This is a genomic window from Vibrio sp. (genome assembly GCF_984391705.1).
Genome location: NZ_CFHWOM010000035.1, coordinates 13,094 through 26,399 on the forward strand (window position 1 = coordinate 13,094; position 13,306 = coordinate 26,399).

Genomic DNA, 13,306 nt, shown 5'->3' on the forward strand with positions numbered 1-13,306 from the left:
ACTTTTTTGCTACCATCGCGCACTTCTAAATTTCGAGGTTAATTTGATGGATTGTCGTCTCGGCTGCGGCGCTTGCTGTATCGCCCCAAGCATATCTTCTTTTATTCCAGGCATGCCAAAAGGCAAACCTGCTGGGGTTCGCTGTATCCAATTGAATGAAGATAATCTTTGCAAGTTATTTGGTAAGCCAGAAAGACCAAAAGTCTGTCACGAATTCAAACCTTGCCCTGTCGTCTGTGGAAAAAGTAATCAACAGGCGTTAGACAACATCACCGAGTTGGAAAATCTGACATAATAGATGTACCACTTATAAGACAAGATGCTATCCGCGACTCTATTGTTAGAATTCGCCAATTTCACTCACACCGCGCTGACATTTCTCTACTATCTTTCTCGGGTCTTCCACATATAACAAATTTAGGAAACCCATGAATAAATACATTGCAGAATCTTTTGGTACGTTTTGGCTAGTACTGGGGGGCTGTGGTAGTGCGGTATTAGCTGCTGGCTTCCCTGACGTAGGCATCGGCTTGCTAGGTGTTTCACTTGCATTTGGTTTGACGGTTCTGACTATGGCGTACGCTATTGGCCACATCTCTGGTTGTCATTTGAATCCTGCCGTTACCATAGGTCTTTGGGCCGGTGGTCGTTTTGAAGCGAAACATGTCCTACCTTACATCCTTGCTCAAGTAGTTGGTGGCTTGATAGCCGGTGGCGTTTTATATCTTATAGCGTCAGGTCAAGCTGGCTTTGATGTAACCGCTTCAGGCTTTGCTGCTAATGGATACGGCGCACATTCGCCTGGCCAATACTCTATGTTTGCAGGCTTACTGGCTGAAGTCGTTATGACCATGATGTTTCTAATCATTATCCTGGGTGCGACCGATGAGCGCGCTCCCCAAGGATTTGCTCCAATTGCTATCGGGCTGGGTTTGACGCTGATTCACTTAATCAGCATTCCTGTAACCAATACCTCTGTAAACCCTGCACGCAGTACTGCAGTGGCATTGTATGTTGGTGACTGGGCAATATCGCAATTATGGCTGTTCTGGGTTGCTCCAATTATTGGTGCGCTACTTGGGGCTATTTGCTACAAAACCATTGCTGGCAAACCATCAGAAAGTTAATAACTCTAGCCGCATTAACTGTGCGGCTAACTCCCTTCAATTCAAAGCGCTTACAGTAATTTTATAAATTACATCACAAGTTTATCTTTCGGTCACAATCGGTCACACAGGTCGCTATTCATTCAGGTTATAGTTCTAGCACCCTTCATCCATCGCCGAGATGTTATGACAACTCCAATTTCTCGAATCATTCTGGTAGAAGATGACAATGAGCTCGCTGAGCTAATTCGTGATTTCTTACACAACTACGAATTCTCTGTCACTATAGTCAGTGATGGCCTTCTTGCCGTGGACACTATACTTAGCCAACAGCCAGATTTAGTCATTCTTGACGTCATGCTACCGGGTCAAAGTGGGATGGAAGTATGTCGAGCAATTCGAGCCCATTATGCCGGAATGATCCTGATGCAAACGGCATTAGATGACGACATCGATCAAGTCATGGGCTTAGAATTGGGTGCGGACGATTACATAGTTAAGCAAGTTAAACCAAGGCTTCTTCTCTCTCGTATCAGAGCATTACTTCGCCGACACGAACGCAATGTGGCTAGCAGCTCTAAGCATGAGCTTCGAATTGGCGATTTAGTGATTAATCTCCAACATCGCAGTGTTGAGCTAAACCAGCAAGCCATAAAGCTGACAACTTCCGAATTTGAGCTCCTACTATTGCTGGCTAAAAATGTTGGCCAAGTGGTGTCTAGAGATGACATAGCTCAGCAGATCAGAGGGTTTGAATATGACGGTTTGGATCGCTCTATCGACCGCCGTATCTCACGTTTACGACGAACACTCAATGATGATCCAAACCAGCCAGAACTCATCAAAACCGTTCGTGGAGTCGGCTATCAACTGTGCATGACATCACTAGAGGTTTGATATGATCCGAGCATTCTCCATTTTATGGCTCGCCGTATTTGTACCGATTATCGTTCTAATCATTCCAACGAAAATCAATCCAATTCAGCGATTAAACGAAGCATTCTCAGAAGATTTCTTCCAGCAAATCTATTCGGTCAATTTTGATATTTTGTCTGACAAACTGCTCCGCCAACCTCAACACCAATGGCAGCAAACAATTCAGCACTACGCGACTGAGTTTGCTTACCCACTAAAACTGGAATCACTCGCCAATTATGAATTCGACCCATCACTACACCAATCGCTCATTGAGGGAAAGATTTCCTTTTTATATGGGGACCCTATGGCTCTAATCCAGCGGGTGGGAGAAAGCGATCAAGTTATCTATTTTGCTCTCAATGAATCCACCGAGCTTGCTGTACTCAACCAAGCTAGGGGGACACTATTTCTCGCTGCTGAACACTTGCGCTCCTTACCCAAGGAGGAATGGAATGCCGATCTAGCCAGGCAGAATCAATCTATTCCATTCTCGATTAGCTTTAAAACGGAGGGGCAACTGTCCGATGCTGCTAAACTCGCCCTTGAACAAACGAGCAGTGGCGCCGTTAGCTATATCAACGATATGGGCCAAGTTGAACTTCTGGCTCCTGTAGAACCTGGTCTGTGGCTGCATGTTCATGATGACCTATCCCAAGCAACCCAACTTAAATTGACATCGGCAATTGGCGTACTGTTTTTCTTGCTCATATCCCTTGCCTTGATCATTTGGATCTACCCGTTATGGCGAGATCTAAAACGCCTTGTCGTAACGGCAAATGAGTTTGGCCATGGCAAGCTCTCTCAACGAGCAACAGCAAGTAAAATGTCCGTCGTTTCTCAATTGAGCGTGTCATTCAACAAGATGGCTGACAACATTGAAAGCTTAATCGCAGGTCAGAGGGAGCTCACCAATGCGGTCGCCCACGACTTACGTACACCTTTGTATCGACTGCGCTTCGCACTTGAAATGTTGGATGATGAAGAAACATCCGCAAGCCAAAGAGAGAAGTATCGACGCACAATTGATTCAAGCATCGAAGATCTCGACCACCTCATCAATCAAAATCTGGTACTAGCCCGATACAATCGCATCGCTGATATCAACCAATTTTCAGACACTTGCTTTGCTAAAAACCTTGCTCAGGAAATTGAGCACTTCTCTCTTGAGCATCCTCAACTAGAGATTGATCTTAATGTTTCCCCAGATCTTGAGAATGCCGTGCTATTTATCGACCAAAACGGGCTGATGAGAGCAGTAAAAAACCTGCTAGGTAATGCTAGCCGATATGCTCGCCAACGTATCCAGCTCTCCTTTAACTGCGAAGAGAGCAACTATTCAATTTGTATCGAAGATGATGGTGAAGGGATATCGGCAAGCGACATTGAACGCATTTTTGAACCCTTTGCTCAACTTGAAAACCAAGAGCGTGGCAGTGGCAAAGGACATGGTCTGGGCTTAGCTATTGTAAAACAGATTTTGCACTGGCATAGCGGCACTGTTTCTGTTGGCGACTCTCCGCTTGGAGGTGCAAAGTTCACCATTCAGTGGCCTCAATCACTCGCTTCCAAAAAACTGTAGAAAAAACAATGTGACCAAAATGGACACAAACTGTCCATTATTCACCAACGACCCATAGGCATCGTGAATGGTATTTTTGATTGGCATTACATTATTGCCATCCAAAAGGAGGTTACATGACTTATCGCTCAAACACCCTCAGTTGTGCCAACGGCATCTTGTTAGCCCTTTTAGCGGCTAACTGCCAAGCGCAAGCGGACGCATTCTCCCCTGGCCTAAGCGGCACAATCAGTATCAATGCAGGCTGGAGCCAACACCAGTCGCAGTCAAACACCCATGATGATAACGCGCTCACCTCCAGTCTTAACGATAATGGAAAACAAATCAAGCAAGCGGCTCCCTTCATTCTAGGTCGCCTACAGTACAGCTTTGGTAATACGCTGATTTATTTAGGTAATAGTGAAGACCAAATCACACAAGCTCAATTCCAAGCCGAGCTAGGCGTATCGCAGAAGGTTGGCAAGAGCCTGATCGTAACCGGAGCATTATTTGGCAACTTACCGGGTATGGATGAGGTCTGGCGAGATCCTTACTTAACGAACCAAGAAAGAGACACAACCGACCAACGCGTGTCAGGCGGTCGCATCGCGTTAGACATCAGTTCGCCTTTCCCCGCTTCCCTCAAGTATGCATTCGCCAACAGCGAAGTCGACCAAGATGAAATTGGATTTTCGCAAAACCTTTCACTAGCACAACGCTCTCAGCTCTCTAGAGACAGTCAATACCACCGCTTCGGCACTGAGTTAAGCTTTCCTCTTCACCCTAACCTTATTTTAGCTCCAGCACTTTACTACACACTGAGAGATGCAGAAGGCGATGCCCATGATTTCCAGCAACTAAGTGCTCAATTATCTGTAATCCTTAATGCGCAACAGCACAGTTTCGTCACAACAATACGTAACAACAGTGCAGCCTTCGATGAAGAGAACCCGGTATTTAATCAAAAGCAAGATCAACAAAGCGTAGGGATATTCTCGGTATATAGCTACCAACAACTTTTTGGTTGGCAAGGGGCGGCGTTACACGTCATGGCTGGTTACCAACAACAAGACTCAGACATCGACTTCTATGATAGCGAAGACACCTTTCTCTCAACTGGCATTAGCTACAGCTTTTAACTCAGGGGTAATCTCATGAACTACTTAAAAACAATGCTCATTATGTTTACTTTGGTTTTGTTCGGCTGTGTGGATGATGCAACGGACGCGGAAAAATACACAAAACCAACCGTCAACGCTGGAGCGGATCAACTTCATACACTGCCCAAAAACAGTTTAACTTTGAAAGGATCGGCAAAAACCTATCCGAAGCATTTATATAAGATAAAAACCACGCGCTGGAAACAAGTCTCTGGGCCGCAGCAACTTGCCATACTAAACTCGGATAGCTTAACCGCAACTTTGATTAATCCAACAGTTGCTGGCACCTATGAGTTTGAGTTGTATGCTAAAGACAGCATCGGTAGAACAAATACCGATCGCATCAAAATCATTCTTCGAGAGCAAGAAGCACTGGCAACGGCTAGATCAACTCCGGACTACCTCGACGATTACGAGCTAATGTGGAATTTCGTCGCTCAAGGAGCCGCTGTTCAGCATCAAATTGAGCAGAAGTGGTATCAGATCTACCAGCCCTATTTGCTCAAAGCATTGGAAATTCGTAGTGATGATGAATGGCAACAACTACTGGTTGAGTTAAACGATGAACTGTCGTCTTCGCTGCAAAAAGAAAATCCATTGAAAGTGGGGGCTGATTATCAATCATTTGAGTTAGATTGGTCGTTGGAAAACGGCGTTGTAACCTTGACAATCTCTGAGCCGAATCTGATTTCGCCAGCACAACTTGTCGAGAAACTTAACCATGTATTGCAACAACTAGATAGCGCGACAGAGATAGAACTTGACCTAATACACAAAGAGCCTGTGAGACAGCAGACTTTATTGGCGCTAATGGCCAGCTTCACACCAAGAGCGATAGATGTCTGTCTTCCTAATTTTGCGAGTTCAATTGATTGTCATCAAATTCACGGGAACATTCAATTAGAAGGCAAGCGAGTTACGCTAATGAACACTGAACCAGAGAGTGAGCTCACCAATTACCTGATCGCACTCGAAAGTGGAGAGGACGTTTTTGTTCTTGAGCCTAGCTTAGAGCAAGTAACGCAGATGTTTAGCCACTAGACAAAAAAGCGATGCTCTAGGGCATCGCTTTACTAACTCAGTTTTTGTCTACCTAGCAACGAATGGGATAACGTGGTGCCGTCAACCAATTCAAGCTCTCCGCCAACAGGCACACCGTGGGCAATCCTACTAGCTGACACTTGGCTCTCTTTGCATAACTCCGCGATGTAGTGAGCGGTTGCTTCACCTTCGACTGTTGGGTTAGTCGCTAAGATTACTTCACTCACGTCACCACGACGCAAGCGATAATCCAATACATCTAAGCCAATATCGCTTGGCCCAATACCATCTAATGGAGACAAGTGCCCCATCAAGACAAAATAGCGACCAGAATACTGCCCCGTAGCTTCAACAGCTGCGATGTCAGCAGGACTTTCAACCACACATAGCTGGCCATTTTCTTGCCGCTTAGGGTTAGTACAAATATGACACACTTCCTCTTCTGTGAAAGTACGACACTCGCTGCAGTGGCCAATTTCGGTCATCGACTGACTAAGAGCATCAGCCAGTTGTAAGCCACCTTTTCTATCTCGCTGTAGCAAATGAAAGGCCATACGTTGAGCCGACTTGGGGCCAACCCCAGGCAGACAACGTAAGGCCTCCATCAATTGTTCCAGCATATGACTGGTACGCATTAACTAACCTTGTCGATTAGAAAGGCATCTTCATACCTGGTGGTAATTGCATACCGCCAGTTACGCCAGCCATTTTCTCTTTTTGAGTTTCTTCTACGCGACGAGCAGCATCATTGAATGCAGCAGCGATAAGATCTTCAAGCATTTCTTTGTCGTCTTCCATCAAGCTTTCATCGATTTCAACACGACGCACGCTGTGACTACCAGTAATAGTCACTTTAACTAGGCCAGCACCAGACTCACCGGTTACTTCCATATTTGCGATTTCTTCTTGAAGCTTTTGCATACGCTCTTGCATTTGCTGGGCTTGCTTCATTAGATTGCCCATACCGCCTTTACCAAACATGTTTATCTCTCTGGTTAGTTAGCTTGTTTCGTTATTAGATGGGGCTGAACTCTATTGCTTTCAACCCCGAATATTAAATTGGTCGAACACTGTCTTTATCTAGTTCTGCCGCAAAACGCATTTCAATAAATCTTACGTGCTCGTCACTTTCAAGGCTAGTAAATGCTTGCTGCAACTTACCTTGATAGAGTTTATCTCTTAATTCTAGTGGTGTTTCGCCACTCGCGCCGACTTCAACACTCAGATGACACTCTTCACCTAAGGTAGTGTTCAGTGCCTGAAGCAACTCGCTTTGTGCACGGTCAGTATTCAAATGTGCTTGTTCAGGGCGCAATGTTAACGAGATAGAGGAACCACTACGCTCAAAATGAGAATTGAGAGCGAGTTGCTCAGTTAACTTGGCCGTATTAAGCTGACTAATCAATTTCGCCCAGTCGCTTTGTTCTAAACTCTCGACGACAAGCTTTTGTACCATTTCAGGTGTCTTCTCATGCTCGAGGGCTTTCTTTAGCTGCGTAGGTTTCAACTCAGTTTTCTTCTGCTCTTTCTGCGGAAGAATCGGTTTCCAACGATAGGGTTCGTTGGCATCGTTTTCAGGTGCTGCAACAGACTGCTGATTTGACAAAGGCGACACCTGCGAGGCTCCACCGTGTTTTTGAGCTACACGGTCAAGCACTGATTCTGGTTTAGCAGATGTCGCTTTAGTCTTTTTTGGCGCATTCCCCGGCTGGTCTGAATTAGGTGCTAACCCTTTACGCTGAGAGCGCAATTGATGACGTAAACCGCTTAGCGGCGATGAGCCACGGTTCGAAGCAGCTTGTTCAGGTGCAGCCGCCGGGCGTTGTTCAGGCATTGATTGAGAAGGCATATTGCCTTGCGTCGGAGGAGCCACGTCATACATTGGAGGCGCATCATATTGCGGCGGCTCCTGCATGTATGCCGGAGACGGAGCGTCATAACCTCTGTCCATTGACGCTACAGGTTGAGCCTGTGGCGCTGGTGCTGATTGCTCTGGTGCACTAGTACTAGGTGCTGGAGCCATCACTGGCGCTTGCTGAGGCTGGACAGTAGCTGTCGGTGCACTCGGAACAGGATTCGCCGTAGACTCAACAGCAGTAGAGATCGTATTCGCTTGAGGCTGAGAAGCAGGCCTAAACGCCATCATGCGAAGAACAACCATCTCCAGTCCAATTCGTTCTGAAGGCGCCAAAGGAAGGTCTTGGCGACCTTTCAACGCAATTTGATAATACAACTGCACATCTTGTGGCGACAACGTACGGCTAATGAGTTCTATTTTCTCGGCATCAGGCTGCGCTTTGTCCAATGTTGACGGTAACGCTTGATACATTGCCATACGATGTAACTGAGTCGCGAGCTGTTGCAATAACCCATCCCACTCTACGCCATTTTGAGCAAGTTGAGACAACCTATCCATAGCTTGCTGAGGCTGCTTGGAGCTGATCGCTTCAAGTAAATGCAGAGCTTGGTCGGTATCTAACGTGCCTAGCATATGCGAGACGCTTTCCGTCAGGACATTACCGTTACCTAGTGCAATCGCTTGGTCAGTCAAACTAAGCGCATCTCGCAGACTGCCATCTGCGGCATGAGAGATCATACCAAGAGCTCGTGGCTCACTGGTAACTTGCTCTTTCGCTAAAATATGGTCTAGTTGTTCATGAATGGTATCCACACCTATCGGCTTTAGATGGAATTGTAAACAACGAGACAAAATCGTCACTGGCAACTTTTGCGGATCGGTTGTTGCCAATAAGAATTTCACATACTCAGGCGGCTCCTCAAGCGTTTTCAATAGCGCATTGAAGCTGTGACGCGAGAGCATGTGAACTTCATCGATCAGGTAAACTTTAAATCGACCGCGTGCTGGCTTGTATTGAACATTATCCAGCAACTCACGAGTATCTTCGACCTTAGTGCGCGATGCAGCATCGATCTCCAAAAGATCAACAAAACGCCCTTCGTCGATCTCTTTACAGGTGGCGCACTCTCCACAAGGCGTCGCCGTGATACCTGTTTCACAATTCAACCCTTTAGCAAACAAACGACCGATCGTCGTTTTGCCCACCCCACGAGTACCGCTAAACAGATACGCATGGTGAAGTCGGTTCTGCGCTAAGGCATTTTCCAACGCTGTTAATACGTGGCTTTGACCGATAACTTCATTGAATTTAGTCGGACGCCATTTTCGCGCTAAGGCAAGATAACTCATTAAACGATACCTATTAATAACCTACCTGATTAGTGACCTTCGAATTCGCAAATGCTGTAAACGTTAAGGCCTAAGCCTTCAAGACGCTTGTCACCGCCAATTTCAGGAAGATTAATCACAAATGCCGCGTGCTCTACAACCCCGCCAAGTTGACGGATCAACTTTGTCGTTGCTTCGATAGTACCGCCTGTCGCAAGCAGATCATCAACAACCAACACTTTGTCGCCTTCTTTAATTGCATCTGTGTGGATTTCTAGTGTATCTGTGCCGTACTCAAGTTCGTAGGATTGAGCCACAGTTTCACGCGGTAGTTTGCCAGGTTTACGAACTGGAACAAAACCGACACCAAGTTCTAGCGCTAAAGGAGCACCAAACAGGAAACCACGTGCTTCTGTACCAACGACCTTAGTGAAACCCATAGATTGGTATTTTTCTACTAGCAGCTTGATAGTCGCTTGATACGCTGCTGGGTCTTCCATAAGGCTAGTAACATCACGAAATAGGATGCCTGGCTTCGGATAATCTTGAATGCTTTTAATACTAGATTTGATCAGTGAGAGTGTTTCAGTTGTCATAATTCATTACTTAGATTGGCTAGGCTTGGCGGTTTATATAATTAGTATTCTTCAAGCAATAGCGTGGGTTCTCTGCACAATGCATTGCTGAATCTATTCAACATGCTGACTAAAAAGGTTTGTGCCTAAAAAACAAACGCCCACTCGAAGGTGGGCACGCTTCCTTGCAATCTTAGTGATTTTCTTGCTTGTCAGCAAGGCGCTCCATCACAGGCAATCGAATAAACCAAGCGAGAAGCGCCACCAGCATTACCACTAGCATGATTTTTAACCAGAAATGAGGCACAAACCATATTGAAAAGCTAAAGCTGAGAAGGATATAAATGGCTCCGCGAGTTTTGACCTTAGACGTCACCGCTTTATGGTTATGCCAATTGTCTAATATAGGGCCAAATGTTTTGTGTTGATGTAACCATCGGTGGAACTTGGGGCTGCTGCGCATAAAACACGCACTAGAAAGCAGAATAAAAGGAGTCGTTGGTAGAAGAGGAAGAAAGATGCCCAGAATGCCCAGGCACAAACTCAAGATACCAACAATATTTAAGCTAAGTCTGCGAATACTGATGGTATGCTCCGGTCTTTTGTTAGAAGCCCGCGTATCCGTTTAGTACACGAATCCAAGTTAATGTCGCTGGAAGTGTCGGGATAAGAAGGACTGCGATGAAACCTAAAAAGTAAAAGATATTATAAGGTTCTTTAAAATCTTTGTCTGCCATGAAATTACTTCTCTAGATGTAGGTGACTTTTTATTTAAGCCAGAGTTAATTGAGCGTTAACACTATGGGCTTTTTTTGTTTCGGCGGACTATACCCTATTCTATGCTCCATAAACACCGAGCAATATAAGGGTTATTAAGATTTTATGACCTACCGCAGGGCAGCGACTAAGCGCTACCTCCACGGTATATATCGAGAGTAAAACTACTAGAGCCCAGGCAACTCAGGGCAATTTGACATGCAGACTGGATCGGTAACTCATCAGTAATAAAGTTCTTTATGCAATTATCACCTAATGAAACACCTGCTTGTATATGCTGAGATATATAACCATTTGACCACTGGCAATCCAAACCCGCTGGCAACAAGGATAAGGTTCCTTCAGACAAGTCCGCGACACCAAACAACGCTTTGACTGGCGTTGAGCATTGTGAGCACTTGATGCCTTTCTCAAGCAAATAGGCTATGTCTTTAAGGTCTGCATTAAAGCACTTGAGGTTTCGTAAATAGTCATGAAATAAGGCGCGAATCAATAGTGTAGTTGCAGCCCCATGCTCTCCTTCACTGGCCGAATCGACAATGTAAAACGCGAACTGACCGTTCATTAACCACGCATAATCAAATACGATTGGCATCACTTCCGTAGACTGCAGAATTCGGTAGCTACACTTCCAGTCACCTTGAGAAGTATCTCGGTCCGGCAGCAAGGCATGAAGCAAATCTTTGGCCGCGCTGCGATTCTCTTGCAAGAACTCAAGATGCCAATGCAGCTCTTGCTCTTCGGGTACATCACCACTGTCTACACGGAACCATTGACTTGCAAAGTCCCGCTGGTCACTAAGGTGGTTATCTGAGTCGTCTAATGTATTTTCAATCGCACAGACAAGATGTTCATAATTACCAATCGGCTTGGGTAAGAAATCCTTGATTCCATAGCGCAAAGCTTTAGCGACATCCGACATATCATCGGTTGCGGAAACCACGATGAGTGGCAAAGATGGATACTCTAAGCTCACTTCTTCGACAAACTCAATTCCATCTAACACTGGCATAGCCAAATCGCACATAATGATATCTGGCTCAGCGCTTCTCAACTTTCTGAGACCATCAAGACCATTCTCTGCTTCAACGACTTTGTATCCTTGAGATAAAAGAAAGCCTGAGGTAATTCGGCGGAATATTGGATCATCATCAACCAACATAACGAGTTTTTCACCCGGGGCGATAGTGGGCACATCGCTCGGTGCAACTTCTATTGTTTTATGCATAAACCTTTGCCTCACACAACCTTAAAGTACAACCTGATTTGTTATTGTTATTGATAAATTCAAACACTCTTTAAAAAGTAGTCATGAAAGGCTGTTTATACAAATCTTCCACTTTTGCTCTAGGTTGCATACTATATGTATGGAATCTCAAATATCGATAAAGATGTTGATATGTCTCAACCTTTGACATTTGATATAGATATAAATTAACCAAATTCGTAAAAAAATGTGTCTGATAAAATGAAATTAGATGATCTCAACTTGTTTAGGCTTGTGGTCGAAAATGGGAGCTATACAGCGACTTCCCGTAAGACAATGATCCCTGTTGCAACCATTACTCGACGTATACAGGCTTTAGAGGATTCTCTAAATCTACGTCTCCTGAATAGACACGCGCGTAAACTTTCGCTGACAGAAGCGGGAGAACGTTTTTATAGCGAATGCTCACCGTTACTCGATAGATTGACTCTAACAGCAGAAGGTATATCGGATGAGTGTCGTGGCGCTGCGGGTAAAATTCGAATTACGGCTCCATCAAACCTGACCAAACGTATGATGATGCCCATGTTCAACGACTTTATGAAAGAGTACCCAGATATTAACCTGGAGCTGACGACAAGTAACCATTCGGAACAACTTGACCCTACAGAGTGGGATGTAATCTTCCGTGTAGGGCCTCAGCGTGATTCGAGCTTAATTGCTCGTAAAATCAACTCGGTGGAAGACATTTTAGTCGCCAGTCCTGCATACCTCAAAGCGAATCCAGCACCAAAGCATGCTGAAGATTTGCATAACCACAGTTTGCTGAAAGGTGCGCCGCTCCTTAAGTGGCAATTGTCCAACCAAAATGGTGAAACCGTCATCAATAATGACAAAGGCCGTTTCCAAGCCAATGCGCTGAATGTTGTGCGTAGCGCTTGTAGTGACGGCTTAGGCATCACCCTGATGCCTGACGTAATGTTAAAAGAGTTCATTGATGACGGCAGCTTAGTTCGAGTCCTAGAAGACTGGAGCGCAAACCCTCGCGACATCTATATGCTCTACAATCACAAAGACCACTTACCCGAAAAAGTGCGTTTGTTTATCGATTTTGTCATCGCTTATAACATCCACTGATTCGCATACAAAAAAGAGCTTGGTGTAACCAAGCTCTTTTTAATTGTGCGTATTACATGTACTCAACAAATTTGCTCAAATCGCGCTCTGGCACTTTCATTGGCGTACAACCTGGCGTACCAAGATAGAGGAAACCCACAATTTCATCTTCACCTTCTAGGCCAAACGCTTGGTGAACTTGTTCGTGGAACATCCACTTCCCAGAACGCCAGAATGCTTGAAACCCTTGCGCAACGGCTGCCATTTGCATCGCTTGCACAGCACAGCCAGCTGACAAATATTGCTCTAGAGCCGGCACTTTCTCATGCTCTGTGACTTTGGCAATCACCGTAATTACCATAGGTGCACGAAACGGCGCATTTTTCACTTTCTCTACTACAGCTTCATCACTGTTATCAGCTTGTGCCGCATTGACCAAGATGTCAGATAGTTTATTTAGCCCTTCACCTTGTGAAATCACAAAGCGCCATGGCGTTAACCCAGCATGGTCAGGTGCTCGAAGGCCTGCACGAATAATATTTTCCAGCGCTTGCCCTTCTGGTGCGGGGGCTGAAAGCTTGGCGATTGAACGACGGTTGAGCAATAGATCTAAAGCGTCCATTTGAAATCCTTAAGGTTTACTTCTTGTTTTTCTTGATAA

The 13,306-nt window shown here is 45.3% G+C and carries 15 protein-coding genes; 7 read left to right on the plus strand and 8 right to left on the minus strand.

Features of this window, described 5'->3' with window-relative positions:
- Nucleotides 1–46: 46 nt before the first annotated feature.
- From AC4MRV_RS15525 to AC4MRV_RS15550, 6 genes are all read left to right on the plus strand, one after another.
- Nucleotides 47–295: a YkgJ family cysteine cluster protein gene (locus AC4MRV_RS15525; protein ID WP_491188236.1), complete on the plus strand. Its 249-nt coding sequence runs from the start codon at nucleotides 47–49 to the stop codon at nucleotides 293–295.
- Between the two features lie 133 nt (nucleotides 296–428).
- Complete coding sequence (gene aqpZ, locus AC4MRV_RS15530; RefSeq protein WP_491188237.1) at nucleotides 429–1,127, plus strand: aquaporin Z; 699 nt, start codon at nucleotides 429–431, stop codon at nucleotides 1,125–1,127.
- 165 nt (nucleotides 1,128–1,292) lie between these two features.
- Nucleotides 1,293–2,003 carry a winged helix-turn-helix domain-containing protein gene (locus AC4MRV_RS15535; protein WP_491188238.1) on the plus strand — a complete coding sequence of 237 codons (711 nt, stop codon included), beginning with the start codon at nucleotides 1,293–1,295 and terminating at the stop codon, nucleotides 2,001–2,003.
- Nucleotide 2,004: 1 nt separating this feature from the next.
- Nucleotides 2,005–3,603, plus strand: a complete 1,599-nt coding sequence (locus AC4MRV_RS15540; protein WP_491188239.1) for an ATP-binding protein — start codon at nucleotides 2,005–2,007, stop codon at nucleotides 3,601–3,603.
- Nucleotides 3,604–3,719: 116 nt separating this feature from the next.
- Nucleotides 3,720–4,721 (plus strand): DUF2860 family protein, encoded by a 1,002-nt coding sequence (locus AC4MRV_RS15545; RefSeq protein WP_491188240.1) that lies wholly within the window; start codon nucleotides 3,720–3,722, stop codon nucleotides 4,719–4,721.
- A gap of 15 nt (nucleotides 4,722–4,736) precedes the next feature.
- Nucleotides 4,737–5,783: a PKD domain-containing protein gene (locus tag AC4MRV_RS15550; RefSeq protein ID WP_491188241.1), complete on the plus strand. Its 1,047-nt coding sequence runs from the start codon at nucleotides 4,737–4,739 to the stop codon at nucleotides 5,781–5,783.
- A gap of 32 nt (nucleotides 5,784–5,815) precedes the next feature.
- Here AC4MRV_RS15550 and recR read toward each other — a convergent pair whose 3' ends face one another.
- From recR to AC4MRV_RS15585, 7 genes are all read right to left on the minus strand, one after another.
- On the minus strand, nucleotides 5,816–6,418 hold the full coding sequence (recR, locus tag AC4MRV_RS15555; protein ID WP_491188242.1) for a recombination mediator RecR: 603 nt from the start codon (nucleotides 6,416–6,418) through the stop codon (nucleotides 5,816–5,818).
- Nucleotides 6,419–6,434: 16 nt separating this feature from the next.
- On the minus strand, nucleotides 6,435–6,764 hold the full coding sequence (locus tag AC4MRV_RS15560) for a YbaB/EbfC family nucleoid-associated protein (RefSeq protein WP_006959389.1): 330 nt from the start codon (nucleotides 6,762–6,764) through the stop codon (nucleotides 6,435–6,437).
- Between the two features lie 73 nt (nucleotides 6,765–6,837).
- Nucleotides 6,838–8,991 carry a DNA polymerase III subunit gamma/tau gene (gene dnaX, locus AC4MRV_RS15565; protein ID WP_491188243.1) on the minus strand — a complete coding sequence of 718 codons (2,154 nt, stop codon included), beginning with the start codon at nucleotides 8,989–8,991 and terminating at the stop codon, nucleotides 6,838–6,840.
- Nucleotides 8,992–9,020: 29 nt separating this feature from the next.
- Nucleotides 9,021–9,566: an adenine phosphoribosyltransferase gene (gene apt / locus AC4MRV_RS15570; protein WP_491188244.1), complete on the minus strand. Its 546-nt coding sequence runs from the start codon at nucleotides 9,564–9,566 to the stop codon at nucleotides 9,021–9,023.
- Nucleotides 9,567–9,738: 172 nt separating this feature from the next.
- A complete protein-coding gene (locus AC4MRV_RS15575) occupies nucleotides 9,739–10,104 on the minus strand; it encodes a YbaN family protein (protein ID WP_491188266.1) in 366 nt (121 codons plus the stop codon).
- A 46-nt stretch (nucleotides 10,105–10,150) separates the two neighbouring features.
- Entirely contained in the window at nucleotides 10,151–10,282 is a 132-nt protein-coding gene (locus AC4MRV_RS15580; RefSeq protein ID WP_005452089.1) for a hypothetical protein, read from the minus strand.
- 167 nt (nucleotides 10,283–10,449) lie between these two features.
- A complete protein-coding gene (locus tag AC4MRV_RS15585; RefSeq protein WP_491188245.1) occupies nucleotides 10,450–11,550 on the minus strand; it encodes a response regulator in 1,101 nt (366 codons plus the stop codon).
- A gap of 240 nt (nucleotides 11,551–11,790) precedes the next feature.
- On the opposite strand from AC4MRV_RS15585, the gene AC4MRV_RS15590 reads away from it, so the two are divergent.
- Entirely contained in the window at nucleotides 11,791–12,666 is an 876-nt protein-coding gene (locus tag AC4MRV_RS15590) for a LysR family transcriptional regulator (RefSeq protein ID WP_491188246.1), read from the plus strand.
- A 52-nt stretch (nucleotides 12,667–12,718) separates the two neighbouring features.
- On the opposite strand, the gene AC4MRV_RS15595 is transcribed toward AC4MRV_RS15590, so the two are convergent.
- Nucleotides 12,719–13,267, minus strand: a complete 549-nt coding sequence (locus AC4MRV_RS15595; RefSeq protein WP_491188247.1) for an NAD(P)H nitroreductase — start codon at nucleotides 13,265–13,267, stop codon at nucleotides 12,719–12,721.
- Nucleotides 13,268–13,306: the final 39 nt, after the last annotated feature.